The 25,038-nt window shown below is 60.9% G+C and carries 23 protein-coding genes, 1 other RNA gene and 1 pseudogene; 5 read left to right on the forward strand and 20 right to left on the reverse strand.

Going from position 1 to position 25,038, the window contains the following annotated elements; genetic code table 11:
- The 5 genes and pseudogenes from lysS to xerD form a co-directional block, all read right to left on the reverse strand.
- Positions 1 to 1,228 (reverse strand): annotated as a pseudogene (gene lysS / locus NV64_RS03525) (lysine--tRNA ligase); the annotation flags it as partial.
- Positions 1,229 to 1,237: 9 nt separating this feature from the next.
- Positions 1,238 to 2,336, reverse strand: a protein-coding gene (gene prfB / locus NV64_RS03530; protein ID WP_101505333.1) for a peptide chain release factor 2 whose coding sequence is annotated in 2 segments (ribosomal slippage) — positions 1,238 to 2,260 and positions 2,262 to 2,336 — 1,098 coding nt in all. Because the reading frame shifts where the segments join, the coding sequence is not laid out codon by codon here.
- 89 nt (positions 2,337 to 2,425) lie between these two features.
- Positions 2,426 to 4,147 carry a single-stranded-DNA-specific exonuclease RecJ gene (recJ, locus tag NV64_RS03535; protein WP_101505334.1) on the reverse strand — a complete coding sequence of 574 codons (1,722 nt, stop codon included), beginning with the start codon at positions 4,145 to 4,147 and terminating at the stop codon, positions 2,426 to 2,428.
- Between the two features lie 2 nt (positions 4,148 to 4,149).
- Positions 4,150 to 4,851 carry a bifunctional protein-disulfide isomerase/oxidoreductase DsbC gene (gene dsbC / locus NV64_RS03540; protein WP_056231920.1) on the reverse strand — a complete coding sequence of 234 codons (702 nt, stop codon included), beginning with the start codon at positions 4,849 to 4,851 and terminating at the stop codon, positions 4,150 to 4,152.
- A 46-nt stretch (positions 4,852 to 4,897) separates the two neighbouring features.
- Positions 4,898 to 5,791, reverse strand: coding sequence for a site-specific tyrosine recombinase XerD (gene xerD / locus NV64_RS03545; RefSeq protein ID WP_101505335.1), 894 nt, complete (start codon positions 5,789 to 5,791; stop codon positions 4,898 to 4,900).
- A gap of 191 nt (positions 5,792 to 5,982) precedes the next feature.
- On the opposite strand from xerD, the gene fldB reads away from it, so the two are divergent.
- The gene (gene fldB, locus NV64_RS03550; RefSeq protein ID WP_056232341.1) at positions 5,983 to 6,501 is read left to right on the forward strand and encodes a flavodoxin FldB; all 519 of its coding nucleotides are present in this window, start codon (positions 5,983 to 5,985) and stop codon (positions 6,499 to 6,501) included.
- A gap of 71 nt (positions 6,502 to 6,572) precedes the next feature.
- On the opposite strand, the gene creD is transcribed toward fldB, so the two are convergent.
- From creD to NV64_RS23340, 6 genes are all read right to left on the reverse strand, one after another.
- Positions 6,573 to 7,925, reverse strand: a complete 1,353-nt coding sequence (gene creD / locus NV64_RS03555) for a cell envelope integrity protein CreD (protein WP_101505336.1) — start codon at positions 7,923 to 7,925, stop codon at positions 6,573 to 6,575.
- A gap of 80 nt (positions 7,926 to 8,005) precedes the next feature.
- Positions 8,006 to 9,430 (reverse strand): two-component system sensor histidine kinase CreC, encoded by a 1,425-nt coding sequence (gene creC, locus NV64_RS03560; protein ID WP_056231913.1) that lies wholly within the window; start codon positions 9,428 to 9,430, stop codon positions 8,006 to 8,008.
- Entirely contained in the window at positions 9,430 to 10,122 is a 693-nt protein-coding gene (gene creB / locus NV64_RS03565) for a two-component system response regulator CreB (protein ID WP_056231911.1), read from the reverse strand. Before creB ends, creC begins: the two co-directional genes overlap by 1 nt.
- Entirely contained in the window at positions 10,122 to 10,529 is a 408-nt protein-coding gene (locus NV64_RS03570; protein ID WP_101505337.1) for a protein YgfX, read from the reverse strand. Before NV64_RS03570 ends, creB begins: the two co-directional genes overlap by 1 nt.
- On the reverse strand, positions 10,510 to 10,776 hold the full coding sequence (sdhE, locus tag NV64_RS03575) for an FAD assembly factor SdhE (RefSeq protein WP_056231907.1): 267 nt from the start codon (positions 10,774 to 10,776) through the stop codon (positions 10,510 to 10,512). Before sdhE ends, NV64_RS03570 begins: the two co-directional genes overlap by 20 nt.
- A gap of 15 nt (positions 10,777 to 10,791) precedes the next feature.
- Positions 10,792 to 10,968: a hypothetical protein gene (locus NV64_RS23340; RefSeq protein WP_158239872.1), complete on the reverse strand. Its 177-nt coding sequence runs from the start codon at positions 10,966 to 10,968 to the stop codon at positions 10,792 to 10,794.
- Positions 10,969 to 11,002: 34 nt separating this feature from the next.
- Here NV64_RS23340 and ygfZ point away from each other — a divergent pair, with 34 nt between their 5' ends.
- A complete protein-coding gene (gene ygfZ / locus NV64_RS03580; protein ID WP_101505387.1) occupies positions 11,003 to 11,989 on the forward strand; it encodes a tRNA-modifying protein YgfZ in 987 nt (328 codons plus the stop codon).
- A gap of 6 nt (positions 11,990 to 11,995) precedes the next feature.
- Here ygfZ and NV64_RS03585 read toward each other — a convergent pair whose 3' ends face one another.
- The 8 genes from NV64_RS03585 to NV64_RS03620 all read right to left on the reverse strand — a co-directional run bounded on the left by NV64_RS03585 (position 11,996) and on the right by NV64_RS03620 (position 22,155).
- Entirely contained in the window at positions 11,996 to 12,646 is a 651-nt protein-coding gene (locus NV64_RS03585) for a hemolysin III family protein (protein ID WP_056232335.1), read from the reverse strand.
- A gap of 261 nt (positions 12,647 to 12,907) precedes the next feature.
- On the reverse strand, positions 12,908 to 15,781 hold the full coding sequence (gene gcvP / locus NV64_RS03590; RefSeq protein ID WP_101505338.1) for an aminomethyl-transferring glycine dehydrogenase: 2,874 nt from the start codon (positions 15,779 to 15,781) through the stop codon (positions 12,908 to 12,910).
- A gap of 57 nt (positions 15,782 to 15,838) precedes the next feature.
- Positions 15,839 to 16,225 (reverse strand): glycine cleavage system protein GcvH, encoded by a 387-nt coding sequence (gene gcvH / locus NV64_RS03595; RefSeq protein ID WP_056231901.1) that lies wholly within the window; start codon positions 16,223 to 16,225, stop codon positions 15,839 to 15,841.
- 34 nt (positions 16,226 to 16,259) lie between these two features.
- Complete coding sequence (gcvT, locus tag NV64_RS03600) at positions 16,260 to 17,354, reverse strand: glycine cleavage system aminomethyltransferase GcvT (protein ID WP_056231898.1); 1,095 nt, start codon at positions 17,352 to 17,354, stop codon at positions 16,260 to 16,262.
- A 454-nt stretch (positions 17,355 to 17,808) separates the two neighbouring features.
- Positions 17,809 to 19,011: an FAD-dependent 2-octaprenylphenol hydroxylase gene (gene ubiI, locus NV64_RS03605; RefSeq protein ID WP_056231886.1), complete on the reverse strand. Its 1,203-nt coding sequence runs from the start codon at positions 19,009 to 19,011 to the stop codon at positions 17,809 to 17,811.
- 13 nt (positions 19,012 to 19,024) lie between these two features.
- The gene (ubiH, locus tag NV64_RS03610; protein ID WP_056231883.1) at positions 19,025 to 20,203 is read right to left on the reverse strand and encodes a 2-octaprenyl-6-methoxyphenyl hydroxylase; all 1,179 of its coding nucleotides are present in this window, start codon (positions 20,201 to 20,203) and stop codon (positions 19,025 to 19,027) included.
- Positions 20,200 to 21,516 (reverse strand): Xaa-Pro aminopeptidase, encoded by a 1,317-nt coding sequence (gene pepP, locus NV64_RS03615; RefSeq protein ID WP_056231879.1) that lies wholly within the window; start codon positions 21,514 to 21,516, stop codon positions 20,200 to 20,202. The genes ubiH and pepP overlap by 4 nt, the downstream gene beginning before the upstream one ends.
- A gap of 57 nt (positions 21,517 to 21,573) precedes the next feature.
- Positions 21,574 to 22,155 (reverse strand): YecA family protein, encoded by a 582-nt coding sequence (locus NV64_RS03620; protein ID WP_056231877.1) that lies wholly within the window; start codon positions 22,153 to 22,155, stop codon positions 21,574 to 21,576.
- A 170-nt stretch (positions 22,156 to 22,325) separates the two neighbouring features.
- Between NV64_RS03620 and zapA the strand changes: the two genes are divergently transcribed.
- From zapA to NV64_RS03635, 3 genes are all read left to right on the forward strand, one after another.
- On the forward strand, positions 22,326 to 22,655 hold the full coding sequence (zapA, locus tag NV64_RS03625; protein ID WP_056231872.1) for a cell division protein ZapA: 330 nt from the start codon (positions 22,326 to 22,328) through the stop codon (positions 22,653 to 22,655).
- Between the two features lie 41 nt (positions 22,656 to 22,696).
- Positions 22,697 to 22,881, forward strand: a non-coding RNA gene (gene ssrS, locus NV64_RS03630) — 6S RNA.
- 86 nt (positions 22,882 to 22,967) lie between these two features.
- Positions 22,968 to 23,555, forward strand: a complete 588-nt coding sequence (locus tag NV64_RS03635) for a 5-formyltetrahydrofolate cyclo-ligase (protein WP_056231869.1) — start codon at positions 22,968 to 22,970, stop codon at positions 23,553 to 23,555.
- Positions 23,556 to 23,746: 191 nt separating this feature from the next.
- Here NV64_RS03635 and serA read toward each other — a convergent pair whose 3' ends face one another.
- On the reverse strand, positions 23,747 to 24,985 hold the full coding sequence (gene serA / locus NV64_RS03640; RefSeq protein ID WP_056231866.1) for a phosphoglycerate dehydrogenase: 1,239 nt from the start codon (positions 24,983 to 24,985) through the stop codon (positions 23,747 to 23,749).
- Positions 24,986 to 25,038 lie beyond the last annotated feature (53 nt).

Raw genomic sequence — 25,038 nt, forward strand, 5'->3', positions numbered from 1 at the left:
TTTCCGGGTTGTCATCGTTACGGCGCGCCAGCGGCGACACTTCCGCCGGGTATTCGGTGATGAATGTCGGCTGGATCAGGTGCGCTTCAGCGGTCTCTTCGAAGATCTCGGTGACCACGCGGCCGAGGCCCCAGCTCTTCTCAACCTTGATGCCGATCGCCCGGGCAATCGCCACCGCTTTATCGAAATCGTCCAGATCGCTCAGCTCGGTTTCCGGGCGATACTTTTTGATCGCTTCACGCATGGTCAGCTTCTCAAACGGCTTACCGAAATCGAAGGTCTCCTCGCCGTAAGGCACCACGGTGGTGCCCAGCACGTCCTGCGCCAGGGTGCGGAACAGGCTTTCGGTCAGCTCGATCAGGTCTTTATAATCCGCATACGCCATATAGAGTTCCATCATGGTGAACTCAGGGTTATGACGCGGCGAAATACCTTCGTTACGGAAGTTACGGTTGATTTCGAATACGCGATCGAAGCCGCCGACCACCAGACGCTTCAGGTACAGCTCCGGGGCAATACGCAGGTACATGTCGATGTCCAGCGCGTTGTGATGGGTGATAAACGGACGCGCAGATGCGCCGCCAGGGATCACCTGCATCATCGGGGTTTCCACTTCCATAAAGTCGCGGCCAACCATAAAGCTGCGGATACCGGCCATGATCTGCGAACGCACTTTAAAGGTGTTGCGCGAGGTGTCGTTGGCAATCAGGTCCAGATAACGCTGGCGGTAGCGGGTTTCCTGATCGTTCAGGCCGTGGAACTTGTCCGGCAGCGGGCGCAGCGCTTTGGTCAGCAGGCGCAGTTCGCTGCAGTGAATCGACAGCTCACCGGTTTTGGTTTTAAACAGCTTGCCGCGGGCACCGACGATATCGCCAAGGTCCCACTTCTTGAACTGCTCGTTGTACACGCCTTCGGCCAGGTCATCGCGCGACGCATACAGCTGAATGCGGCCGCCGACGTCCTGCAGCGTGACGAACGAGGCTTTACCCATGATACGGCGGGTCATCATACGGCCGGCCACGCTGACTTCAATACCCAGCGCTTCCAGCTCTTCGTTCTCTTTATCACCAAATTCAGCGTGCAGCTGCTCAGAGGTGCGGTCACGGCGGAAGTCGTTCGGGAACGGCAGGCCGGTTTCACGCAGCGCCTTAAGCTTTTCGCGACGCGTTTTCAGTTCGTTGTTCAGCTCAAGTGCGGCATCAGCGGCCTGCGGTTGTTGTTCAGACATGTGAGTTCCTTATAGCCCTGCTTTCAAACTTGCTTCGATAAAACGATCCAGATCGCCGTCCAGAACCGCCTGCGTGTTGCGCGTCTCTACGCTGGTGCGCAGATCTTTGATGCGCGAATCGTCCAGTACGTAAGAACGGATCTGGCTGCCCCAGCCAATGTCAGACTTGTTGTCTTCCGCAGCCTGTTTATCCGCATTTTTCTTCTGCATTTCATACTCATACAGTTTGGCGCGCAGCTGCTTGAAGGCCTGATCTTTGTTCTTATGCTGGGAGCGGTCGTTCTGGCACTGCACCACAATGTTGGTCGGCAGGTGGGTAATACGCACCGCGGACTCGGTTTTGTTGACGTGCTGGCCACCGGCACCGGAGGCGCGGTAAACGTCAATGCGCAGGTCGGCCGGGTTGATGTCGATATCGATGTTGTCGTCCACTTCCGGGTAGATAAACACCGAACTGAACGAGGTGTGGCGACGGCCGCCGGAGTCGAACGGGCTCTTACGTACCAGGCGATGCACGCCGGTTTCAGTACGTAACCAGCCGAACGCATAGTCGCCGATGATCTTGATGGTGGCCGATTTGGTGCCGGCAACTTCACCGTCTGACTCTTCGATGATTTCGGTTTTGTAGCCTTTGGCTTCCGCCCAGCGCAGGTACATACGCAGCAGCATGCTGGCCCAGTCCTGGGCTTCGGTGCCGCCGGAACCGGCCTGAATATCCATATAGCAGTCGGCGCTGTCATATTCGCCGGAGAACATGCGGCGGAATTCTAATTCGCCGAGCTTCTTGTCCAGTACGTCGAGTTCCGCCACCGCCTCGTTAAAGGTCTCTTCGTCGTCGGCTTCGACCGCCAGCTCCAGCAGGCCGCTGACGTCTTCCAGCCCCTGGGTCATCAGATCGAGGGTTTCAACGATGGCCTCAAGCGAGGAGCGCTCTTTACCCAGCGCCTGGGCGCGTTCAGGTTCGTTCCAGACGTCCGGCTGTTCCAGCTCGGCGTTTACTTCCTGCAGGCGTTCTTTCTTAGCATCGTAGTCAAAGATACCCCCGAAGAACGTCGCTGCGCTCGGTGAGATCCTGAATGCGGTTTTTTACCGGATTAATTTCAAACATGATTTTGAGATCTTATGTAGTGATCGAAAAGGGCGTGAATGTAACAAAGCAGTTTAACCGAAACGACGGTCGGTTTGTAGCGCTGATGCTTACAGCGCCCAGAGATGGTCAACGATCAGCTGCAGGTTGCGATTGCCGCGAAACTCGTTAACGTCCAGCTTGTAGGCCAGCTCCACCTGTTTGACGCTCGGGTCCGGCCACAAAGCCGTATCAACGTTAAAGGCGATGCCGTCAAGCAGCGGCCCGCCGCCGAGCGGTTCCAGCATCATTTTCAGGTGACGCTCGCCGACCAGCCGCTGCTGCAGCAGTTTGAACTTACCGTCAAAGGTCGGCTCCGGGAACGCCTGCCCCCAGGGTCCGGCTTCGCGCAGCAGTTCGGCGGTGGGCAGCGTCAGCTCCTGCGCCATCAGTTCACCGTCGCTCCACACCACGCCCTGCAGCGCGGCTTCATCCAGCCAGTCCCCGACCAGTTCGGCAAAGCGATCGCGGAACGCCGTGAAGTTGGCCTCCTCCAGCGACAGCCCGGCGGCCATCGCGTGGCCGCCAAACTTGACGATCAGCCCCGGGTTAAGAGTGTCCAGCCGCTCCAGCGCGTCGCGCATATGGAAACCCTGAATAGAGCGGCCGGAGCCTTTCAGCGTGCCGTCACCCGCCGGGGCGAAGGCGATCACCGGCCGGTGGAAGCGCTCTTTCAGGCGTGAGGCGAGGATACCGACCACCCCCTGATGCCAGTCGGGATGATACATGGCAATGCCGAGCGGCAGCGCCTCGCTGCTGGCCTCAAGGCCGTTGCACAGCGTCAGCGCCTCCGACTGCATGCCCTGCTCAATCTCTTTTCGCGTCTGGTTCAGCGCATCCAGTTCGTTAGCCAGCATCCGCGCCTGGGCAAGATCCTCGCTCAGCAGCAGCGCCACACCGACCGACATATCGTCAAGGCGGCCGGCTGCGTTCAGCCGCGGCCCGAGGGCAAAGCCGAGGTCGCTGGCCGCAAGGCTGCGGGCATCGCGGTTGGCGATCTCCAGCAGCGCACGAATACCCGGTCGGCACTTGCCGGCGCGGATGCGGCTCAGCCCCTGCCAGACCAGAATGCGGTTGTTGGCGTCCAGCGGCACCACGTCCGCCACCGTGCCCAGCGCCACCAGATCCAGCCATTCGGCCAGGTTCGGCAGCGTGGTGACGCCGCTGTCGCGCAGGCGCGCGCGCAGCGCCAGCATCAGATAAAAGGCCACGCCAACGCCGGCCAGCGCCCGTGACGGGAACTGACAGTCGCTAAGGTTGGGGTTCACGATGGCGTCGGCATCGGGCAGGGTTTCCCCCGGCAGGTGGTGATCGGTTACCACCACCTGAATGCCTTTTTCATGCGCCAGCGCCACGCCGGCGTGGGAAGAGATGCCGTTATCCACGGTGAGGATCAGCTGCGCGCCGCGCGCCGCCGCCTGCTCCACCACCTCCGGGCTGAGGCCGTAACCGTCGTCGAAACGGTTTGGAACCAGGTATTTTACGTTGCTGCCGCCCATCCCGCGCAGCGCCAGCACCGTCAGCGCGGTGCTGGTGGCTCCGTCCGCGTCAAAGTCGCCGACGATCATAATGCAGCGCTGGTCAGCCAGCGCCTGCTGCAGGATCGCGGCGGCGCGGTCGATGCCGCTCAGGCTGTGAAACGGGTGCAGATTTTTGGCGCCGCGCTCCAGTTCGCCGGCCTTGCGCACGTCGCGGTTGGCGTACAGCCGCCGCAACAGCGGATGCAGTTCGTCAGGCAGAGCACTCTGTTCCGTCGCCTGGCGGCGACGAAGGGTAGTTTCAGGTTTATGCAAAATCAGCCGCCGTTTTTCTGGCTATCGAGCAGTTTTTTCAGATCCTGTGGCCCCTGATAACCCGGCACCATCATGCCGTTTTCCAGCAGCATCGCCGGCGTGCCCTGAATGCCGAACAGCACGCCCAGCTTGTAGTGCTGCGCAATGTCAATTTTGCAGTCGGCAGCGGCCACCTTCTCGCCTTTCATCGCGGCGGTAAAGGCCTTGCGCGGGTCGGCGCTGCACCAGATCGACTTCATCTCTTTCGCCACCTGCCCGTTCAGCCCTTCCCGCGGGAAGGCCAGATAACGCACGGTGATACCCAGCGCGTTGTAGTCAGGCATCTGTTCGTGCAGCTTGCGGCAGTAGCCACAGGTGATATCGGTAAACACCGTAATCACGTGCTGCTCCTTCGGCGCTTTATACACGATCATCTCTTTTGCCAGCGCGTCGACCTTACCTTCCAGCAGCTTATTGGTGACATTGACCGGCTGCGCGCCGCTGACGTCGTACAGTGGCCCCTGGATAAAGTGTTTACCGTCGTCGGTAACGTACAGCACGCCGCTCTCCGACAGCACGGTTTTAAAACCGGCCAGCGGCGAGGGCTGAATTTCGGTCTGCTCCAGGCCCAGTTTTTTCAGCGACTGCTGAATGGCGGCATCGTCAGCCTGCGCAAAGCCGCTGACTGAGGCAATCAGCAGGGAGAGTAACAGGTGCTTTTTCATCTTCTATCCTTATCCGGCCTGCCGTGCAGGCGGTAGTGCTCTGAAATTATGCACGCGGGTGATGCTGCTGATGCAACTGCCGCAGGCGTTCTGTCGCCACGTGCGTATAAATCTGTGTAGTCGATAAATCACTGTGCCCCAGCAGCATCTGTACCACGCGTAAATCCGCCCCGTGGTTTAACAGATGCGTGGCGAAGGCGTGGCGCAGCACGTGCGGTGACAGTTTTTCACCGTCGATACCCGCCAGTGTGGCGTAATGTTTAATGCGATGCCAGAAAGTTTGCCGGGTCATCTGCTGCGCGCGGTTGCTGGGAAACAGCACGTCCAGCGGCTGGCCGTTCAGCAACATCGGGCGGCCATAGGCAATAAACTGCTCAATCCAGTGCACCGCCTCTTCGCCCATCGGCACCAGCCGCTCTTTATTGCCCTTACCGATCACTCGTACCACCCCCTGACGCAGGCTGATATCGCTGAGGGTCAGCCCAACCAGTTCGCTGACGCGCAGCCCGGTGGCGTACAGCAGCTCCAGCATCGCCTTATCACGCAGTTCAATCGGCTGCTCCAGACACGGGGCCTGCAGCAGCCGCTCGACCTGCGCTTCCGACAGATCTTTCGGCAGGCGCTGAGGCAGCTTTGGCGACGACAGCAGTGCGCTGGGATCGTCGCCGCGCAGCGACTCGCGGTACAGGTACTGAAACAGCCGCCGCATCGCGCTCAGCAAACGGGCTGAGCTGGTAGCCTTGTAGCCGCCCTCCAGCCGTTCGGCGAGAAAGCCCTGCAGACTGACCGCATCCACACTGAGCAGCGACAGCTGCTGATGCGCCAGCCAGCCGGTTAGCGAGCGCAGGTCGAGTCGGTAGGAAGCTACGGTGTTCTCCGCCAGATTGCGTTCGATCCACAAGGCATCGAGGAACTGCTCGACAAGATCGTTATCCTCCACCGGTTTGCTCCTGAATATTGCGTTTTCTTGCCAGGCGTGGCGTTTTGTGCGCGCTGAACCGCCGCTTTTCACTGCAATATCAGCATAATGACGCCGTCTGCCGCCGCCTGAATGTCGCCCATTATGCCTTATTCCTGACTAAATCTGGTACAATCGCCGCCATGCTTTAAGGAGAGATGAGTTCGATTAAGATGAACATTGGTCTGTTTTACGGCTCCAGCACCTGCTACACCGAGATGGCCGCTGAGAAAATTCGCGATTTTATCGGCGAAGATCTGGTCACCCTGCACAATCTGAAAGACGATTCGCCGGCGCTGATGGAGCAGTACGACCTGCTGATCCTCGGTATCCCGACCTGGGACTTCGGCGAACTGCAGGAGGACTGGGAGGCGGTATGGAGCGACCTGCCCGGCCTTAATCTGCAGGGGAAGGTGATTGCCCTGTACGGCATGGGCGATCAGGGCGAGTACAGCGAGTGGTTCCTCGATGCGCTGGGCATGCTGCATGACGTGCTGGCCCCGTGCGGCGCACAGTTTGTCGGCCGCTGGCCGCTCGAAGGCTACGAATTTACCAGTAAAAAACCGCTGACCGCGGACGGTCAGCAGTTCGTGGGCCTGGCGCTGGACGATGTGAATCAGTTCGACCTCACCGATGAACGCATCGCCCAGTGGTGCGAGCAGATCCTGACCGAAATGGCCGAACTGCTGTAGTCGCCTGTCGCTCTGTGGGGCGGTAAGCGCGGTGCTTACCACCGCGCAGGATTGAGATCGGTTAAGCCCGGTTATTTCCACAGCCGAAAACGGCCCTCCTCCTGATCCTCCTCAGCCAGCGGCTCAGCGGCGGGCTGGCGCAGAGCGTACCAGTCAATTTTCCGCGTCAGCCCCATCACCGTCGCCAGCGCCACCATCAGCACCCCGGTGCCCAGCAGCAGCGCGCTGTCTTCGGACTGCAGCAGCTGCCACAGCACCGCGTCCAGCAGCAGCAGACCGCCGGTAAACAGTAGCGCGCGCCGTCCACCTAAAATCGCCTGCAGATAGAAGCCGTTCACGGCCGCACAGGTCAGGCTGGCGGCCAGCCAGGCGAGGTTAAAGCCGATATGTTCGGACAATGCCAGCAGCACCAGGAAGAACATCACCAGCGACAGCCCGACCAGCAGGTACTGCATCGGGTGCACGCGCAGCGCGCTCAGGGTTTCAAACAGGAAGAAGGTCATAAAGGTCAGACCGATCAGCAGGATGGCGTATTTTACCGCCCGCTGCGTCAGCTGATACTGATCGACCGGGTTGACCACCGTGGCGCTAAAGGCCGGTAGCAGTTGCGCCTGTATTCTGGCGTCATCGTGAAAACGTGAGTTGAGGTTATTGGCAAACCAGCTGCTTTGCCAGCTGGCGCTGAAGCCCTGGGCGCTCACCTCCCGCCGTTCCGGCAGGAAGCCGCCGGTAAAGCCCGGATGTGGCCAGTTGCTCTTCAGGTCAAAGCGGCTGTTTTTACCCAGCGGCACCACCTGCAGCTGCTGTGTGCCCTGCAGCTTAAGGGTGAAACTGAGTTGCAGCGTCGGCTGTTGCAACAGCGCTGGCGGTAGCACGGCGTGCAGGCCTTCACCGTTACCGTCCAGCTCACTGCCGGGCTGAAAATCGATCGGCTGGCCGCCGGTCTCCAGCGCGCTGACCGCGCTGATACCGCGTGAATCCCCCACCACCAGTACCACCCGCGGCTCGCCGATGACGATCTCCGGTTTCTGCAGATCGCTAAGCCGGCTGCGGTCAAAGCGGGCGTTAACGGTCAGCCCGCTGCGCCACACCTGCCCCTGGTAGATACCGATGGTGCGCGGCTCAACCTGCTGATCGCCGACGATTTTCAGCTCTTCCGGCAGGTAATAGCGCAGATAGTCGAGCCGTTGCGGCTGGGTTTTTTCACCGTCACTGACCAAACGGGTGATGCTGTACGGCACCACGATCAGCGGACCCAGCAGGCGCTGCGGCCCGCTGGTGCTCTGGCTGAGTTTGTCGGCTACCGTATCGCGCCAGGCGCTGCGTTCAGCAATCAGTGAATTGAGCTGGCTAAGCGGCACCAGCAGCAGCAGCAGGCAACCTGCCAGGGTAAGAACTTTCCAGAACAGAGCGGACTTTATCATTAGAGATCTCCTGTGTCAGTGCGCAGAAGATAGCCCCGCCGTGTGGGGTGAAGATGAAGTTGTGTGAAGGGACGGTGAAGTCAGCGGCTATTTTTTAAGGTCAGCAGCGCGCTGACGCCGCCCTGCGGCCGGTTGGTAAGGGCGATGCTGCCCTGATGCAGGCGTGCGACCTCGCGCACAAAGGCCAGACCCAGCCCGCTGCTCTTCTCGCCGTCGCCGCGCGGCAGCGAGTAGAAACGTTCAAAGATATGGCCGATGGCGTAATCGGGGATGCCGCTGCCGTTGTCGCTCACCTGCAGCCAGATCTCATCGGCATCCTGCCCGCCGCTGAAGGTCACGCTGCCGCCGGCGGCGGTGAAATCCAGCGCGTTATCCAGCAGGTTTGCCAGCGCCTGCTCCAGCAACAGCCGGTCGGCGGCCACGTTCAGCCCCTGCAGCGAGTCGCGATCGATCTGCAGATGTTTGCCCTGCGCCTGTACGATGCGGCTGGCGCACAGTGATTCAACCAGCGGCAGCAGCGCCACCGGCTGGCGCACGATCTCCGGCACATTCTCCAGTTGCGCCTGGCGCAGCAGATGGTCAATCAGCCGCTGCATACGCCGGTTCTGCTGCAGGATATTGCCGGAGAAGCGGCGGATCACCCCGGCGGGCGGGCACTCATGGATAATCTCCGCCGCGCCGCGGATCGCCGCCAGCGGGCTCTTTAATTCGTGGGTCAACGCGTAGACGTAATGCTCGATGTAGCGCTTGCCTTCCAGCTTCAGCCGCATGCTCTCCAGCGCCTGCGCCAGCTTGCGCAGCTCGCTGCTGTTCAGCGCCGGCAGCGGCGGCGTGTTACCGGCGCTGACCGCGTCAGCATAACGCGAGAGCCGCCCCAGCGAGCGGTTGATCCACAGCACAAACGCCAGCCCGGTCAGCAGCGCAATCCCCAGCAGCGCCGCCCCGGCCCACAGCACGCGGCGCTCGCTGCGGCGGATCACCGGCAGCATGGTGCTGTTGGCCTTGCCGACGCTGAGCACGCCGACGATGCGGTCGCCCTCACGCACCGGGGCCGCCACGTACATCACCGTGCTGTTCTCATCTTCCGCCACGCTGCGGGTGCTGCGCGCGCCGTACTGGCCGCGCAGGGTCAGCAGGACGTCATTCCAGCGCGAATAGTCCTGCCCCAGCGCCACGCCCGCCGAGTCAAACAGTACGATGCCGCGATGGTCGGTCAGATAGACCCGATACTCGTTACGCCGCTTGACGATGCCGCTGATATTCGCCGCTACCGGGTAGTCGCCAAGCGCGGCAAACGCCTGTGCCAGCTGCCCGTGCGCCGGATGGCCGCTGCGCAGATCGGCACGGGCGAACTGCGCCAGCAGCGTAGCGGTATCCACCAGCGTGCCTTCGGTAGCACGCCGCACGCCGGGCTTAATCTCCTGCAGAAAGATATTCAGCACAAACCAGGCCGCCACCGCCACGATCAGGAAGTAGCCCAGCAGCAGGCGCATGCCGATTTTCATCACCCTACCGCCAGGCTGTAGCCGAGTCCGCGATGGGTTATCAGCACTGCTGCCTCGTCAATCTCCCGCAGCTTGGCGCGCAGAGTTTTAATATGGGTATCCACGGTGCGCTCAAGGCTCTCTTCGGCATCAGTCCACACCTGCGCCATCAGCTGCTGGCGTGAGAATACCCGGTTGGGGGAGTGCAGCAGGGTCTTCAGCAGCAGATACTCGTAGCGCGTCAGCGGCAGCGGCTGCCGGCACCACGTAATGCGCGCGGCTTCATCATCGAGGGTGAAACGGCCGATCGACTGCAGCGACGATGCCGCAATACGCTGCTGCTTCTGCAGACGCTTCAGCAGGGTACGCACCCGTGCGCAGACTTCACGCGGTGAAAAGGGCTTAGCCACGTAGTCATCCGCGCCAATTTCCAGCCCGAGCAGGCGATCGAGCTCCTCGCTACGGGCGGTAAGGAACAGTACCGGCAGATCGGGCTGACGGGCCAGCAGCTGGCGGCACAGCTCAAAGCCGCTGATATCCGGCAGGCCGACGTCGAGGATCGCCAGGTCCGGCGGGCCGTCAGCCAGCGCATCCAGCAGCGGCAGGCCGCGGGCAAACCAGCGGGTGGTAAAGCCCTCCAGCTGCAGCATATAAATCAGGGTATCGGCAATACTGGCTTCATCCTCCACCAGCCAGACCGTGGCGCCGGACATTACACGTCTCCTTCAGGCATCAGCAGCCGCTGACGCAATAATCGCCATGCCGCCGGCGGCATGGCATCGGCAAACAGCCACAGCCGTTCACGCTTCCCGCGTGCGTTACGCAACGTCAACAGGATCGCCCACGGCGTCAGCCAGGGGCCCCCCTGCAGGTGCCAGCGCTGTTCACGCCAGCGCAGCTGCCTGCCCAGCGACCAACCGAGGACTCCTGTTCGACGGCGGATACGCCGCTGGCTGCGCACGCTTTCCAGCAGCGTCAGCGCCAGTAACACCCCCCACCATGGCGTAACCGATGCAGGCCAGTGGGACAGCAGCAACGACATCAGCACCGCGCCGTGCAGCAGCAGAGAGAGGCGGCAGGCGCAGCGCGAGAGCCGTAACTCAGATTGCCACCGGGCCACGTTGCTGGTTCCGCTGCTGGATCAGTAACACCATGCGTTTCAGTTCCGGGTCAGCGGGTTCACCGTGGTTCATCAACCAGTTGAACAGGTCGGGGTCATCACTTTTCAGCAGTTGCACAAACACCTGCTTATCGGCATCTGTTAAGGAGTCAAACTCATGCTGGAAGAACGGCATAATTGCCATATCCAGTTCACGCATGCCGCGACGGCACGCCCAGTGAATACGTGATTTATTACTAATATCCATGTGTCTCAACGTCGTTTAATCAACCAGGCACACAGTGTAACCCGTTTTACCGCCGCTGTTGATGCCCCAGTACACAGCCTGAGTACCCGCCCGCAAATCAGCAACAGCGGTTGCAGGGTTATCACGCGTTTTGTGCCGCTTCTTCAGGAAACAGGTTGCAAAGCCGGGCGGCTCTTTTAACATGAACAGCAACTTTACCTCATTTTCGCTGAATCAGGATGGCACCATGTCGAGTATTACTTTCCCGCCGCGTCCGCCGCAGCCCGCATCGCAGCTGCCGCTCACGTTGATTTCACTGGAAGAGTGGGCGCTGGTCACCGCCACCGGCGCTGACCGGGTCAGCTATCTGCAGGGGCAGCTGACGCTGGACGTGGCCGCGCTGGACGCCACCCGGCATCTGCCCGCAGCCCATTGCGATGCGAAAGGCAAGATGTGGAGTAACCTGCGCCTGTTCCACCGTGGCGAAGGGCTGGCCTATATTGCGCGCCGCAGCCTGCGTGATAACCAGCTGCAGGAGCTGAAAAAATATGCGGTCTTCGCCAAAGTGACGCTGGCCGCCGATGACGACGCGGTGCTGCTTGGCGTTGCCGGCCTGGGCGCGCGCGCGGCGCTGGCCGGGGTGTTCAGCCAGTTGCCCGATGCCGACACCCCGGTGGTGCAGCAGGATGAGACCACCCTGCTGTGGCAGGAGCTGCCGGCCGAGCGTTTCCTGCTGGTGACCAGTGCATCACAGGCGCAGGCGCTGGCTGACAAACTGGCCGCAACGGCACAGTTGAATAACAGTAACCAGTGGCTGGCGCTGGAGATCGAAGCCGGCTTCGCGGTGATCGACAGCGCCACCAGCGCGCAGTTTATTCCGCAGGCGACCAATATTCAGGCGCTGAACGGCATCAGCTTTAAGAAAGGCTGCTACACCGGCCAGGAGATGGTGGCGCGGGCCAAATTCCGCGGCGCCAACAAGCGTGCGCTCTACTGGCTGGCGGGGCAAGCCGGCCGGGTGCCTGAGGCTAACGACGCGCTGGAGATGAAGATGGGCGAAAACTGGCGGCGTACCGGTACTATCCTCACCGCCTGCCGGTTAGAAAATGGTGATGTCTGGGTGCAGGCGGTGCTGAACAACGATCTGGAAGCCGATACGGTACTTCGGGTACAGGGCGATGAAGGCGGCGAACTGAGCATCCAGCCGCTGCCTTATGAAATCACCGCAGGCTGACCAGCCTTAACGGATATAAAAATAAATGGCGAAAAAGTGGCACAGGCTGCCACCGAGTACAAAGCCGTGCCAGATGGCATGGTTGTAAGGAATACGCTTCGCCACGTAGAAGAAAACCCCCAGCGAGTAGACGATGCCCCCGACGGCCAGCAGCCAGACGCTGCCGGCCGGCAGGCGCAGCACCATCTGATACAGCACCACCAGTGACAGCCACCCCATCAGCAGGTAGGTCACCAGCGACAGCGCGGCAAAGCGGTGCGCGAAGGCCAGCTTAAACACCACCCCGGCCAGCGCAAGGCTCCAGATTACCACCATCAGGCCGTGCGCCAGCGGCGACTTCAGCCCCACCAGCAGAAACGGCGTATAGGTGCCGGCAATCAGCAGATAGATGGCGGCATGGTCAATCTTCTTCAGCCAGTACCTGGCCCGCGGATGCGGGATGGCATGGTACAACGTCGAGGCAAGAAACAGCAGGATTATGCTGCCGCCGTACAGGCTGTAACTGGTGATGGCCAGCGCACCGGCACCGGCGTCGCTGGCCTGGCTCAGCAGCAGCACCAGCCCGATAACGCCCAACAGGCAGCCGATGCCGTGGCTGATGCTGTTGACCACTTCCTCTGCCAGCGAATACTCCGGCTCCAGAACGTTCTGTTTCACTCTGTTCAACCGCGATCTCCTGCTCCGCCGACTATCGCCCGATGCGATAGCCTGATTTCCTGACAGCCTAACCGAGAAATATTTCAGAGTACAACTGTAAGCTGAAAAAAGTATGAAACGATGTAACACTTTCTGGCATGTAATACGCAAACGTTCCCCTCACACTGCGGGCGAATTTTTTCAGGGAGGCGGCGCACACCAAAGGCTGGCTGAGTTAGCCACAGCGCGCGGCGGCCAGGCAGGCCCGCCGCGCCGGCAGGTTTACTCGTATTCGCTCATCGGCACGCAGGAGCAGAACAGATTACGATCGCCGTAAACGTCGTCCAGGCGTTTCACCGTCGGCCAGTACTTATTGACGCTGCCTGCCGGGAACACCGCCAGCTCACGGCTGTACGGGTGTGACCACTCGCCAACAATCTCCATCTGGGTGTGCGGCGCGTTGACCAGCGGGTTATCTTCCGCCGGCCACTCACCGCCCGCCACCCGATCGATTTCGCTGCGGATCGACAGCATCGCGTCGATAAAGCGGTCGAGCTCGGTTTTACTCTCCGATTCGGTTGGCTCCACCATCAGCGTGCCCGGCACCGGGAACGACATGGTCGGCGCGTGGAAGCCGTAGTCAATTAACCGCTTGGCAATGTCCAGCTCGCTGATACCGGTTTGCTCCTTCAACGGACGGATATCCAGAATGCATTCGTGCGCCACGTGGCCGTCGGCTCCGGCATACAGCACCGGATAGGATGACTTCAGCCGGGTGGCTATATAGTTGGCGTTGAGGATCGCCACCGAACTGGCCTGCTTCAGCCCTTCCGCCCCCATCATGCGGATATACATCCAGCTGATCGGCAGGATCGAGGCGCTGCCAAACGGCGCGGCGGAAACCGCACCCTGACGGGTCAGCATCCCCTCAATTTCCATGACGCTGTGCCCCGGTACGAACGGTGCCAGGTGCGCCTTCACGCCGATCGGCCCCATGCCGGGACCGCCGCCGCCGTGCGGAATGCAGAAGGTTTTATGCAGATTGAGGTGCGAGACGTCAGCGCCTATATAGCCCGGCGTGGTGATTCCCACCTGCGCATTCATATTCGCCCCGTCCAGGTAAACCTGGCCGCCAAACTGATGAACGATCTGGCAAACCTCACGGATGGTCTCTTCGTACACGCCGTGGGTAGACGGATAGGTGACCATAATGCAGGAGAGCGTTTCTCCCGCCTGCTCTGCCTTGTTGCGCAGATCGTGCAGGTCGATATTGCCCTGTCTGTCGCAGGCCACCACCACAATATCCATGCCGGCCATCTGCGCCGAGGCCGGGTTGGTACCGTGGGCCGAGGCCGGGATCAGGCAGATATTGCGCGAGCACTCATTACGGCTTTCGTGATAGCGGCGGATCGCCAGCAGCCCGGCATACTCACCCTGCGCGCCGGAGTTTGGCTGCATGCAGAGCGCGTCATAGCCGGTCAGCTGCACCAGCCACTGCGAAAGCTGGCCGATCATCTGCAGATAGCCGCCCGCCTGCTCCGGCGGGCAGAACGGATGCAGCTCGGCGAATTCGGGCCAGGTAATCGGGATCATCTCTGCCGCGGCGTTCAGCTTCATGGTGCAGGAGCCCAGCGGGATCATCGCCTGATTCAGCGCCAGATCCTTGCGCTCCAGGCTGTGCATATAGCGCATCATCTCCGTTTCGCTGTGATAGCGGTTAAACACCGGATGGGTAAGAATCGCCTCACGGCGCAGCAGCGCGTCCGGCAGCGAACCGCTCGCTGTGCTGGCCTGCGCATCCAGCGCGTCGATATCCTGGCCGTGATCGTCGCCCAGCAGTACCGCAAACAGCGTCGCAATATCTTCCCGGCTGGTGGTTTCATCAAGGGTGATCCCCACCGCATGCAGCAGATCGGTACGCAGATTAATGCCAAAGCTCAGGGCGCGGTCGAGCACCGCCGCTTTATCGGCTACCTCTATCGTCAGGGTGTCGAACCAGCTCTGATGACGCAGCGTCAGCCCGCCGTTCTGCAGCCCGGCGGCCAGAATATCGGTCAGCCGGTGAATGCGGCTGGCGATGCGTTTTAACCCCTGTGGGCCGTGGAAAACGGCATACAGGCTGGCAATATTGGCCAGCAGCACCTGCGAGGTGCAGATATTGGAGTTGGCCTTTTCCCGGCGAATATGCTGCTCACGGGTCTGCATCGCCATGCGCAGCGCGGTGTTGCCGGCGGCATCGCGCGATACGCCGATAATGCGGCCCGGCATCGAGCGCTTAAACTCATCGCGGGCGGCAAAGAAGGCCGCGTGTGGGCCGCCGTAGCCCATCGGCACGCCAAAGCGCTGCGCGGAGCCAAACACAATATCGGCCCCCTGCCTGCCCGGTGCCTCCAGTAGCACCAGCGTCAGTAGATCGGCGGCGACGCTGACCAGCACCTGGCGTTGCTTCAGTTCCGCGATCAGCTGGCCGTAGTTGTGTACTTCGCCGCCGGTGCCCACCTGCTGTAACAGCACGCCAAATACTCCTTCCAGCTCCAGCACCTTGTCGGCTTTGTCGACCAGCACGTCGAAACCAAAGGTCTCGGCGCGGGTGCGCACCACGTCCAGCGTCTGCGGGTGAACGTCGTCGGCCACGAAGAAGCGGTTGGCGTTTTTCAGCTTACTCAGCCGTTTGGCCATCGCCATCGCTTCTGCCGCCGCGGTGGCTTCATCCAGCAGCGAGGCGGAGGCGATATCCAGCCCGGTCAGATCCAGCGTCAGCTGCTGGAAGTTAAGCAGCGCTTCCAGCCGCCCCTGAGATACTTCAGGCTGATAGGGCGTGTAGGCGGTGTACCAGCCCGGATTCTCCAGCATGTTACGCAGGATCACCGGCGGCGTGAGCACCGGCGTATAGCCCATGCCGATATAGGATTTATAACGCTGATTTTGCGCGGCAATCGCCTTGAGCTCGGCCAGCGCCTGATGCTCGGTCACCGCATCGCCCACCGCCGGCGGGCCGGGCAGCTGAATGTCGGCAGGCACAATTGAGGCAATCAGTTCACTGAGTGAATCGGCTCCAACCGCGGCCAGCATCGCTGCCTGCTGCTCGGATGAAGGTCCAATATGGCGGCCGATAAAGGCGCCGTGATGTTCAAGCTGGCTGAGGGTCTGGTTCATGAGCGGTCAATCCTGCGGGTTAGCAGGCCGGCGTCCACCGGCCACGGGGAGAGAAGGTTATTCGCTGATGGAACTGCTGTAGGCTTCCGCGCTCAGCAGCGTCGCCAGTTCGGCTTCATTGCTGGCTTTAATGCGAAACAGCCAGCCGTCACCGTAGGGCTCACTGTTAATCAGCTCCGGCGAGGTTTGCAGAACGTCGTTGATCGCGATGATTTCGCCACCGATCGGGGCATAGATATCGGATGCGGCTTTCACCGATTCGGCCACCGCACATTCATCGTCTTTGCCATAAACGTTGCCGACTTCAGGCAGTTCAACAAACACCATATCGCCCAGTAGCTCCTGCGCGTGCTCGGTGATGCCGACGGTATAGATACCGTCGGCATCCTTACGCACCCACTCGTGGCTTTCACAGTACTTCAGTTCACTCGGTACATTGCTCATTCACTGGATCTCCAAAAGGTCGGGAATAATCGTTTTAAATCACTGGCTGACCGCCACGCACGAACGCCGGTTTACAGACCCTGACCGGCATTTCACGGTTGCGGATCTGCACAATGGCCTGCTCGCCAATCCCCGCCGGCACCCGTGCCAGCGCAATGCTGTAACCGAGCGTCGGTGAGAACGAGCCGCTGGTAATTACGCCTTCCTGCACGTTGCCGCCGGCATCGGTAAAGCGCACCGGCAGCCCGTTACGCAGCACGCCTTTCTCGGTCATAATCAGGCCGACCAACTGCATCGTGCCCTTCTCACGCTGGCTCTCCAGCGCTTCACGGCCGATAAACGGCCGATCTGCCGGTTGCCAGGCGATGGTCCAGGCCATATTGGCGGCCAGCGGTGAGACACTTTCATCCATCTCCTGGCCGTACAGGTTCATCCCGGCCTCCAGCCGCAGCGTATCCCGCGCGCCCAGCCCGGCGGGCTGTACTCCTGCCGACAGCAGGCGCTGCCACAGATCCACCACCTGCGCCGCCGGCAGGGCAATTTCATAACCGGATTCGCCGGTATAGCCGGTGGTGGCGATAAACCAGTCGCCCGCCTGCACGCCGAAGAACGGTTTCATGCCTGCTACCGCCGCCCGCTGCGCATCATCCAGCAGCGACTGCACTTTTTGTTGAGCGTTAGGGCCCTGCACCGCCAGCAGCGCCAGGTCATCACGCTCGGTCAGCTCAATGCCGTAAGCCTGTGCCTGCTGCGAGATCCATGCCAGATCGTTCTCGCGGGTGGCAGAGTTGACCACCAGGCGGAAGAAATCTTCAGCGAGGAAATAGACGATCAGGTCGTCTATAACGCCGCCCGAGGCGTTCAGCATGGCGGTGTATAGCGCTTTGCCAGGGGAAGTGAGTTTGGCGACGTCGTTGGCCAGCAGGTAGCGGAGAAACTCCCGCGTACGTGCGCCGTGCAGATCAACAATGGTCATATGGGAAACATCGAACATGCCGGCATCGCGGCGCACCGCATGGTGCTCATCAAGCTGTGAACCATAGTGCAACGGCATCATCCAGCCGTGGAAGTCCACCATCCGCGCCTGCGCGGCCTGATGCTGTTCAAACAACGGAGTTTGCTGAGTCATCATTCCTTACCTGATATCCGGTTGCTGACTAACGCCACATGCCACCGATCGCGGCCGGGCGCAAACGTTACCTTCCTGCTGAACTTACCACCGACGTGCGCGGTTAACCATAAGTTAAACAGGGTCGAACCTGTAGAGTGCACGAAAAACCCCGAATAATGATGCAGTTTATTTCACTGCTTTAACGAGAGTTAACCCACATAAACAGCATGCTAAGCACAAAAAGGCAGATTTACCTCAGCAATCCGAGACGGCCGGAGGGAAATCCCTCTTCATTCGGCGCACACCATCATTACTAAAACTAATCCGAACTACGGCGTAAAATTAGAATAAATCAAACGATGCGCAAAAAAGGGGCAATCGTTGCGCCAGAAATGGACAACGTGGGGGGGGAGCAGATAACGAATTAAAAATGGGGGCCGTAGCCCCCACCTTTTTCTTCTGTTTTACAGCATTAACGCAGCCACTCCGGCAGATCGTGCAGGCCCATCGCCTGCTTTAACAGCCGCGGCTTGACGCCGGGCAGCACGTCCGCCAGCGCCAGGCCGACGTCGCGCAGCAGCTTTTTCGCCGGATTGTTGCCGTCAAACAGCTCACGAAAACCCTGCATGCTCGCCAGCATCAGCGCCGCGCTGTGCTTGCGGCTGCGCTCGTAGCGGCGCAGGTAGAGGTGCTGACCGATATCCTTGCCCTGCTGCTGCAGGCGACGCACTTCGCCGATCAGCTCTGCCGCATCCATAAAGCCGAGGTTAACGCCCTGGCCTGCCAGCGGATGAATAGTGTGCGCGGCGTCGCCGACCAGCGCCAGCCGGTGCGCGGCAAAGTTGCGCGCGTAGCGGCCGGCCAGCGGGAAGGTCTGACGCTCGCTTTCGACCTGACACAGGCCGAGGCGCAGATCAAAGGCAACGGCCAGCTGCTGGTTAAACACCTCATCAGGCATCGACTGCAGGCGGCTGGCCTCCTGCGGCGACAATGACCAGACGATGGAACAGAGGTGCGGATCGCTGAGCGGTAGAAAGGCCAGAATGCCGTCGCCGTGAAACACCTGACGCGCCACCGCGCCATGCGGCTGCCCGGTACGGATGTTGGCCACCAGCGCATGGTGCTGATAATCCCAGAAGGTCAGCGGGATATCCGCCTTGTTGCGCAGCCAGGAATTAGCCCCGTCGGCGGCCACCAGCAGGCGTCCCGTCATCATCGTGCCGTCGCTGAGGGTGACGAAGGCTTCATTCTCGCCAAAGGCCACCTGCTGCAGCTCGGCCGGGGCCAGCAGGGTAATGTCGCTGAGGCTCTGCGCCCGCTGCCACAACGCCTGATGAATCACCTGGTTTTCAATGATATGCCCCAGGTGGGTCAGATCCTGCTGACCGTCGTCAAAAGCAATTTCACCAAAGCTGTCGCGATCCCACACCTGCATGCCGTGGTAGGCGCTGGCCCGCGTTGCCAGAATAGTACTCCAGACGCCGAGATGCTGTAGCAGCCGCTCGCTGGCGGCGTTGATCGCCGACACGCGCAGGGCCGGTGGCGCATCCGCCGCCAGCGCTTGCGGCTGTTCGCGCTCCAGCACCGCCACGCGCAACCCGCTGCCCTGCAGGCCACAGGCCACCGCCAGACCGACCATGCCGCCTCCGGCAATAATCACATCATAAGTTTGCATGACTGCTCTCTCCTTAACGCTTAACCCAGCCCAACGTGCGCCCGGCCAGCAAATTACGTAACGGCGGCAGATGGTCCATCGCCATCAGCCCCAGATTGCGCCCGATCACCAGCGGCGCATAGCAGTTAGCAAACAGTCTGACCAGGCCGTCGGTGACGCCGATGGTCGCCGCGGTGTCCGGCCGGCGGCGCTGCTGATAGCGCTGTAACGTAGTGAAACTGCCGACGTCCTGCCCGTCTCGCCAGCTGGCCGCCACGGTTTCAGCCAGCGACATCACGTCACGCATGCCGAGGTTAAAACCCTGGCCGGCGATCGGATGCAGTGTCTGCGCGGCGTTGCCCACCAGCGCCAGCCGGTGCGATACGTGCTGCCCTGCGCGCTGCAGCCGCAGCGGATAGCTGTCGCGCTGGCCGACCTGGGTAATGCGTCCCAGCCGCCAGCCAAACGCCTGCTGCAGCCGGGTGAGAAACTCATCGTCGCCCCAGCCGTCGACCTGCGCCCGGTTTTCCAGCGGATGGCACCACACCAGCGAACTGCGGCCGGCGGACATCGGCAGCAGCGCCAGCGGGCCGTGTTCGGTAAAGCGCTCGAAGGCACGGCCGTTGTGCGCCTGCTGCGTCGAGACGTTGGCAATCACCGCCACCTGCTGATAATCCTCGCTGTGCCATTGCACGCCGCAGGCGGCCGCTACCGGGGAGCGCGCACCGTCCGCCGCCACCAGCAGCTGGCCGGTCAGCGTTTCGCCATCGGACAGCACCACGCTGACGCCCTGCTGCGAACGGTCCACCTGCGCCACCGTGGCCGGGCAGCGCAGCGTGACGCCCGGCGCCTGCTGCAGGCGGGCGAACAGCCGCTGGCCGACATCGTGCAGTTCCACTACCTGGCCGAGCGCGCTGATGCCGTAATCGGCTGCGTCCAGCGAAACAAAGCTGGCATGGCCGCGATCGCTGACGTGCACGTGGCGAATGGCGGTACCGCAGGGAGCCAACAGCGGCCACAGGTCGATCGCCGCCAGCTGGCGACAGGTTCCTTCGGCAAGGGCAATGGCCCGGCCATCATAGCCGGGATGTGCCCGATTGCCAGGTTCCGTGGCCTCCACCAGCGTCACCGGCAGCGCACCGCCGGTCAGATGAGAGATGGCCAGCGCCAGCGTCGCCCCGGCCATCCCCCCGCCCGTAATAATTATGCTCATTGTTGCTTCGCTGCCGCCATCAGTGCTTCAATTTCGTCGGCATCTTTTACCACCGTCGCGGTCAGGTTTTCGTTGCCTTCAGCGGTGATAAGAATGTCGTCTTCAATGCGGATGCCGATGCCGCGGTACTCCGGCGGCACCTCAGCGTCAGGCGCAATATACAGCCCCGGTTCTACGGTCAGCACCATGCCCGGCTCCAGCGGCCGGTCACGATCGACGCCGTAGTGGCCGACGTCGTGCACGTCCAGCCCCAGCCAGTGGCTCAGACCGTGCATAAAGAAGGGACGGTACGCCTGTTCGGCGACCAGCGTAGCCACATCGCCCTGCAGGATGCCCAGCCTGACCAGCCCGCTCACCATCACCTCCACCACCTCAGCGGTCACCGCACGGATGCTGGTGCCGGGGCGATAGAGTTCCAGCGCCCGCTGCAGCGAGGCCAGCACGATGTCGTAAATCGCCCGCTGCGGCGCGCTAAAGGTGCCGCCCACCGGGAAGGTACGGGTGATATCACCGGCATAGCCCTGATACTCGCAGCCGGCGTCGATCAGCACCAGCTGGCCGTCGCGCATCTGCCCCTCATTTTCGGTGTAGTGCAGGATACAGCCGTTGTCGCCGGCACCGACGATAGTGCTGTAAGCGGGAAAGCGTGCCCCGTGACGGTTAAATTCATGCTGGATCTCACCCTCCAGCTGATACTCATACATCCCCGGCCGTGACTGCTGCATCGCCCGGGTATGCGCCAGCGCGCTGATGCGACCGGCTTCACGCATGACCGCCAGCTCTTCCGCCGATTTAAACAGGCGCAGCTCGTGCACCCACGGCCGCCAGTCGGTGACGCTGGCCGGCGCCTGCAGATTTTGCCGCGAGCCGGCGCGCAGTTTATCCAGCGCGGCGAACAGCAGCTGGTCAGCAAAAGCATACTGCCCCTGCGCGTGGTAAACCACATCCAGCCCGTTGAGCAGCAGGTGCAGCTGTGCGCCGAGATCGTCCCAGGGCAGCGCACGATCCACCGCCAGCGCTGCCGGGGCCGCATCCTGCCCCAGACGACGGCCAAACCAGATCTCCGCGGTCAGATCGCGCACGCGGTTAAACAGCACGCTGTGGCTGTGCTTCGCGTCACTCTTGATCAGCAGCAGCAGTGCCTGCGGCTCGTTGAAACCGGTGAAGTACCAGAAGTCGCTGTTTTGCCGGAACGGATACTCGCAGTCGTTACTGCGGGTCACTTCCGGGGCGGCAAAGATCAGTGCCGCACTGCCCGGTACCATTTTTGCTAACAGCGCCTGACGGCGGCGCAAAAACTCTTGCTGGGTCATTGGCATCTCCATGAGTGAGTGATCGGGCCTGGCTGAGCCACAGGGCCGTTTAATCCGTTAGTGCAGGGTCGGCTTGCTCGCTACCGCGTTGACCGGCGGCATCTGACGGGTAAAGGTGTCGTGGCACAGCAGCGCCGCAACGCGCACGTACTCCACCACCTCTTCCAGCGACTGCTCCAGCTCTTCCTGGTCTTCATCTTCATCGTAGCCGAGCTGGGCAATGGTGCGCAGATCGTCAATCGCTTCGCCGGTTTCGCCTTTCACTTTGTCGAGCTTCGGTTGGGTGACGCCCAGCCCGAGCAGGAAGTGGTTAACCCAGCCGGCCAGCGCGTCCGCGCGGTCAAACACGGTGATATCGTCATCTTCCGGCAGGTAGAGCTGAAACAGAAAGCCTTCATCTTCCAGCGATTCACCGATTGCCTGGTGCAACTCCTGCAGCGGAACGCTGAGCACGTGGGAGAAGGCCATGCCTTCATTGGTCAGGTCATGAACCAGTGACTGCCAGCGGCCATCGCGGTTTCCACCGCAGATGATCCCGCTTAGCAGGCCATGCATTTCAGCGGGCGTCATGCCGACACCCTGCTGCGTCAGTACGGAGGCCAGGGCGTTATAACCCGGCATGGTATTAGTCAGTGACATACGTTTACTTCGTCGTTGGCTGATGAGTTCGTGTTATGCTACCACCAGGTGCCTCATCGATTCCAGAAAGGGGTTGTTTCTTCTATTTGGGGTAGTTATAGTGGCGCCCCTCCCGAGCCAACGAATGGCCAGGGTGATAGCGGGCGCAGTAATTCAGTCAGGAAGGTGGCATGTCTGCACAACCGGTAGATCTTCAAATTTTTGGCCGTTCTTTGAGAGTAAATTGTCCGCCGGAACAGCAAGATGCGCTGAACCTGGCCGCAGAAGACCTCAATCAGCGTTTGCAAGACTTAAAAGTTCGCACTAGAGTCACTAATACAGAGCAACTGGTGTTTATCGCTGCCCTGAATGTGTGTCATGAGCTGGCGCAGGAGAAGGTTAAAACCCGCGACTATGCGTCTAACATGGAACAACGCATTCGCATGCTGCAGCAGACCATTGAACAGGCATTGCTTGAGCAGGGTCGCATAACTGAACGTACCGGTGCGAAGTTCGAATAACACTTTGGCGTTACCTGTGATAGAGTGACGATGAAGTAAAAAATTCTCTGAGATGTTTGCAAGCGGGCCAGTCCCCTGAGCCGATATTTCATACCAAACAGAGTCTGGCGCTCTGTAGCCTGTGAGCATGCTCGGTCCGTCCGAGAAGCCTGATGGCTACGACGGCAGTCTCACCTTGAACCAAGGGTTCAAGGGTTACAGCCTGCAGCGGCATCTCGGAGATTCCTACCTTTTTTACCGCAGTCCCCTTTTCCCCGGCTTTAATCTTCCTTACGCTAAGCGACATCCCTCTGTTTACGGAGTCAACCGCGTATGAACCTCAATCTTCACGATCGTCAGGATATTCGTAGACACGTGCGCCATTTACGGCGAGCGCTGAGCGATGAGCAGCAGCGGCAGGCCGCCGATCTGATCGCGGAGCATGCGCTCAGTTTCGCCCCGATTGCCGGAGCAAAAAGTATCGCCCTGTTTCTGTCGGTCGACGGCGAGATCAACACCCGCCCGCTGATTGCCAAACTGTGGCAGCGCAAGCAGCGCGTCTACCTGCCGGTGCTGCATCCGTTCTCCGCCGGCCAGCTGCTGTTTTTGCGCTATGAGCCGCACACCGAATTGCATATCAACCGCCTGCGTATCCCTGAACCGCCGCTGGATATCCGTCAGCTTCTGCCGCTGAGCGAGCTGGACGTGCTGATGGTGCCGCTGGTCGCCTTTGACAGTCAGGGGCAGCGGCTGGGCATGGGCGGCGGGTTTTACGACCGCACGCTGCAAAACTGGCAACAGCACGGTTTTCTGCCGGTGGGGCTGGCGCATGACTGCCAGCAGGTGGAGCAGCTGCCGGTGGCCGGGTGGGATATTCCCCTGCCCGCGCTGATTACGCCATCTTACATCTGGCAGTGGTAGCCTCACCCTTGCACCTGCGCAGCCACAGGAACAGACAGAGCCAGCAGAAAACCCGCCCGGCAGGGCCTGGTGTCTGAAGAGTTAAGTCTGGCGTAATAAAGGTTTTGGGGGAGTTAACGCGGTGTCAGCAGGCCACAGGCATAAAAAAGCCGACTGAAAACAGTCGGCCTTTAACATTACTGGCGCGAAGATCAGTACAGCAGGCGTGCGCGAATAGTGCCAGGAATGGCCTTCATCAGCTGCAGCGCTTTATCCGCCACGTCCTGTGGTGCATCAACGTCAATCACCACATAGCCCATCTGCGGGGTGGTCTGCAGGTACTGCGCCGAGATGTTGATCCCCTGATCGGCGAAGATCAGGTTGATCGCAGTCAGCACGCCCGGACGGTTCTCGTGGATGTGCAGCAGACGGCTGGCGTTAACGCCGTGCATCGGCAGCGAGGCTTCCGGGAAGTTTACCGCCGACAGCGTTGAGCCGTTGTCAGAGTATTTCACCAGCTTACCGGCCACTTCGGTGCCGATATTCTCCTGCGCTTCCTGAGTAGAACCGCCGATGTGCGGGGTCAGGATCACGTTATCAAAGGCGCTCAGCGGGGAGATAAACGGATCGGTGTTGGTCGCCGGCTCAACCGGGAAGACGTCAATCGCAGCGCCGGCAAGGTGCTTGCTGGCCAGCACTTCACATAGCGCCGGGATATCCACCACCGTACCGCGTGAGGCGTTGATCAGCAGCGAGCCCGGCTTCATCAGCGCCAGCTGCTCTGCGCCCATCATGTTCTGCGTCGACTGGGTTTCCGGCACGTGCAGGCTGACCACGTCGCTCATGTTCAGCAGGTCGGAGAGATGCTGGACCTGAGTGGCGTTACCCAGCGGCAGCTTGCTCTCAATGTCGTAGAAGAACACATGCATGCCGAGGCTTTCCGCCAGCACGCCAAGCTGCATGCCGATATGGCCGTAGCCGATGATGCCCAGCTTTTTGCCGCGCGCTTCATAGGAGCCAACCGCCTGCTTGAACCACTCACCGCGGTGCGCTTTGGCGTTGGCCGCCGGCACACCGCGCAGCATCAGCAGCAGCTCGCCGATAACCAGTTCAGCGACGGATCGGGTGTTGGAGAAAGGTGCGTTAAAGACCGGAATCCCGCGGATCGCGGCCGCATTCAGGTCAACCTGGTTGGTCCCGATGCAGAAGCAGCCGACGGCAACCAGTTTTTCAGCCGCGGCGAAGATCTCTTCGGTCAGCTGAGTACGCGAACGCAGCCCGATGAAGTGTGCATCGCGGATGGATTCTTTCAGTGCGTCGCTGTCCAGTGCGCCTTTGTGAAATTCGATGTTGGTGTAGCCTGCAGCACGCAGATTCTCTACCGCGCTCTGATGCACGCCTTCCACCAACAGGAACTTAATCCTGTCTTTCTCCAGTGATACTTTTGCCATTTCCCGACCCTATTTAGCAGACTTCAGATGTGGCGTAATCCTGCTATCCGGTG

Origin of the sequence: Erwinia sp. B116, from assembly GCF_002865965.1 — a bacterium.
Lineage (GTDB): Bacteria > Pseudomonadota > Gammaproteobacteria > Enterobacterales > Enterobacteriaceae > Erwinia.

Bases quoted from the DNA above. Each gene is read 5' to 3' on its own strand.
- dsbC (WP_056231920.1), bottom strand. From the start codon at position 4,851: ATGAAAAAGCACCTGTTACTCTCCCTGCTGATTGCCTCAGTCAGCGGC.
- fldB (WP_056232341.1), top strand. From the start codon at position 5,983: ATGAACATTGGTCTGTTTTACGGCTCCAGCACCTGCTACACCGAGATG.
- creD (WP_101505336.1), bottom strand. From the start codon at position 7,925: ATGATAAAGTCCGCTCTGTTCTGGAAAGTTCTTACCCTGGCAGGTTGC.
- creC (WP_056231913.1), bottom strand. From the start codon at position 9,430: ATGAAAATCGGCATGCGCCTGCTGCTGGGCTACTTCCTGATCGTGGCG.
- creB (WP_056231911.1), bottom strand. From the start codon at position 10,122: ATGTCCGGCGCCACGGTCTGGCTGGTGGAGGATGAAGCCAGTATTGCC.
- sdhE (WP_056231907.1), bottom strand. From the start codon at position 10,776: ATGGATATTAGTAATAAATCACGTATTCACTGGGCGTGCCGTCGCGGC.
- ygfZ (WP_101505387.1), top strand. From the start codon at position 11,003: ATGTCGAGTATTACTTTCCCGCCGCGTCCGCCGCAGCCCGCATCGCAG.
- gcvP (WP_101505338.1), bottom strand. From the start codon at position 15,781: ATGAACCAGACCCTCAGCCAGCTTGAACATCACGGCGCCTTTATCGGC.
- gcvH (WP_056231901.1), bottom strand. From the start codon at position 16,225: ATGAGCAATGTACCGAGTGAACTGAAGTACTGTGAAAGCCACGAGTGG.
- gcvT (WP_056231898.1), bottom strand. From the start codon at position 17,354: ATGACTCAGCAAACTCCGTTGTTTGAACAGCATCAGGCCGCGCAGGCG.
- ubiI (WP_056231886.1), bottom strand. From the start codon at position 19,011: ATGCAAACTTATGATGTGATTATTGCCGGAGGCGGCATGGTCGGTCTG.
- ubiH (WP_056231883.1), bottom strand. From the start codon at position 20,203: ATGAGCATAATTATTACGGGCGGGGGGATGGCCGGGGCGACGCTGGCG.
- pepP (WP_056231879.1), bottom strand. From the start codon at position 21,516: ATGACCCAGCAAGAGTTTTTGCGCCGCCGTCAGGCGCTGTTAGCAAAA.
- NV64_RS03620 (WP_056231877.1), bottom strand. From the start codon at position 22,155: ATGTCACTGACTAATACCATGCCGGGTTATAACGCCCTGGCCTCCGTA.
- zapA (WP_056231872.1), top strand. From the start codon at position 22,326: ATGTCTGCACAACCGGTAGATCTTCAAATTTTTGGCCGTTCTTTGAGA.
- NV64_RS03635 (WP_056231869.1), top strand. From the start codon at position 22,968: ATGAACCTCAATCTTCACGATCGTCAGGATATTCGTAGACACGTGCGC.
- serA (WP_056231866.1), bottom strand. From the start codon at position 24,985: ATGGCAAAAGTATCACTGGAGAAAGACAGGATTAAGTTCCTGTTGGTG.